Raw genomic sequence first — 1,199 nt, 5'->3', positions numbered from 1 at the left:
TTGTTCTACTTCATAAGGAGTTTTATACCCTAAAAAAGAGTGTAAACGTTTTCTATTATACCATATTTCTATGTATTCAAAAACAGCGGTTTTAGCCTGCTCTATAGTTTTAAAATTATCATCATAAATAAGTTCTACCTCTATTGTTTTAAAAAAGGATTCAGCAACTGAATTATCCCAACAATTTCCCTTTCTACTCATAGATTGGGTCACCAACGGGTTGGATTTAATAAATGTTCTAAATGTTTTTGAGGCGTATTGTATCCCTCGGTCTGAGTGGAATATTAAATCCATGTTTATATTGCGCTTGCTTACAGCCATTTTCCATGCAGGAATAATAGTTTGATTGGTATGTAAACTTGTACTTAATGACCAACCTATTACCTGCCTGTCAAACAAATCAATAATAGTGGTCAGGTACAGCCAGCCTTGATTGGTATGGATGTAAGTGATATCACTGACCCAAGCTTCATTTAACCTGCTGGGATTAAAGTTTCTGTTCAATAAATTTCTGCAAACCGGGTATTTATGGTTGGAATTAGTGGTAGCCTTAAACTTCCTTTTGTGTTTGCTTGCCCAATTGTTCGCCCTCATAATTTTAGCCACTCTGCACCTGGATATACAGTAGCCTTTACGTTTTAGTTGCTCCGCTATTCTTGTGGAGCCATAACGTCTTTGACTCAGGTGAAATTCCTTTTTTATCAAATCCGTGAACAGGCTATGTTCCAGTGCCCGTTTTGATGGGCCGGCACTGTACCACCTATAAAAACTGCTCCTACTTACTTTAAAAACTTTGCACATCCTCTCGATGGGGTATAAGTGCCTATAACTGGCTATAAATCCATAGATTTCCCATCGCTCTTGGAGAAGATGTGCACGGCCTTTTTTAATATCTCAAGTTCAAGTTCCTTTTCTTTAAGCGCCTTGCGCAGTCTTTTAACTTCTAATGTATCATCAGGTATTGATCTTTCTGGCTTGGGGGATGTCGTTGTTTTGGCTGCCTTCCGCCATTTATAAATCCTTTGGACTTCTATACCTAATTCGTCTGCCAGTTCTTTTATGTTTTCTCGTTGGTAACTTAACCGAACTGCTTGCTCCTTTAATTCAGGACTGTAATAGCGTTTTTTCATGTTTCTAAGATATTTGTTTTGTAACAAACAGTCTTAAATTTTATGTCCGAGTAAAGGTAGCAACTCCAG

Annotated in this window: 1 protein-coding gene; it reads right to left on the bottom strand. The window is 37.6% G+C overall.

Going from position 1 to position 1,199, the window contains the following annotated elements:
- A protein-coding gene (locus tag ACW6QP_RS15350; protein WP_457911754.1) for an IS3 family transposase occupies nt 1-1,130 on the bottom strand; the annotation gives its coding sequence in 2 pieces (ribosomal slippage) (nt 1-890 and nt 890-1,130; 1,131 coding nt annotated over the 2 pieces). This gene is flagged as partial in the annotation.
- Between the last annotated feature and the right edge of the window lie 69 nt (nt 1,131-1,199).

It is taken from the genome of Salegentibacter haimaensis, assembly GCF_054121495.1.
The sequence above is the reverse complement of the archived record's forward strand: the minus strand, read 5'-3'. Positions and strand labels throughout refer to the sequence as shown.